The organism is Acetobacterium sp. (assembly GCF_030652775.1).
In the GTDB taxonomy this organism is placed as follows: Bacteria; Bacillota; Clostridia; order Eubacteriales; family Eubacteriaceae; genus Acetobacterium.
Map to the genome: position 1 here is coordinate 1 of NZ_JAUSPS010000059.1, position 1076 is coordinate 1076.

At 64.6% G+C, this 1076-nt stretch carries 1 protein-coding gene; it reads right to left on the reverse strand.

Going from position 1 to position 1076, the window contains the following annotated elements; all coding sequences use genetic code 11:
• Positions 1–833 (reverse strand): DegT/DnrJ/EryC1/StrS aminotransferase family protein (locus Q7J41_RS10570; protein ID WP_304887860.1); only part of this gene is annotated, 833 nt, incomplete at its 3' end.
• Positions 834–1076: the final 243 nt, after the last annotated feature.

A 1076-nucleotide genomic window follows, 5' to 3' on the forward strand; every position in this document is an offset into this window, starting at 1 on the left:
GCTTGTCGGTGCAACAGGCTATCTACGCCTCGCCTTGCCGTGACGCCCCGCGCGCCGAAAAAGGCCTGCGCCGCCTCAAACCCAGCCTCGCTGCGGATGGTATAACGAAACAGGAAGGCGGCGGCTGGCGGGAGATGAGCGACCAACTGCGGTCGGTCGGCAAAGGCATCGTCCAAGCGCAACCTCAGCGCCAGACGCCGCGCCAAGAATTCCTCGTAGCGGTCCAGTTGAGCCAGTCCCAGGCTGGCCTGCAGATCGCTCAGCCGGCACTCCGGTTCCGGCAAACGAGCGCGCACGAGCAGCGCCAGGCTTATGCCGCCGGCGACCAGCATTCCGCCCTCTCCCGTGGTCAAACATTTGGTCGCGTGGAACGAATAGACCCCGAGGTCGCCGACAGCGCCCGCCATTCCCCAAGGAGTCTCAAGGCCGAAGGCCTGACAGGCATCCTCAATGACCGGCACACCGAAGGACCTCAGGTTCGGGATATCACATAGGTGTCCAAACGCATGCACAGCGATTATGGCCTTGGTGGCCGGTGTTATCGCAGCCCCGACGGTGCGCACATCCAATACCGAGCGCTCGTTGACGTCCGCGAACACCGGCGTTGCTCCGACGCGCTGGATGCTTTGCATAACGCTTTCGCAGACGTAGGTGGGCAGGATCACATCGTCGCCCCGCCCGAGGCCCAGCAGTTCGAGCGCGACCCTGATCGCATTGGCCCCACTGGGGGTGGCCACGCCGCCCGCGGCCTGAACGTACTGGCAGACGCCCGCCTCGAACTCGGCCACGGCCGTCCCGGCCGCAATCATTCCGCTGCGTAGCCTTTCGTCCACCGCTTGCCTGTCGGCCCCGGTCACCCACGGAGCGGAGTGCGGAATCATCGCACCTGTTCCGAAGGTCGGTCCATGCGCGCGACAGGGAAGTCCGAGGGCTTGCCGACCATCGCGCACAGCGGACCCGCTAGGCTGAAGTAGGGTATCAGAGACTTGGCGGTTTTCTGCGGCCTAACGGAGGTCAATATTGCTGCCGCCGCATTGCTCGTGACGGCTATAGCACTCACAGCACCTGCTCCATCC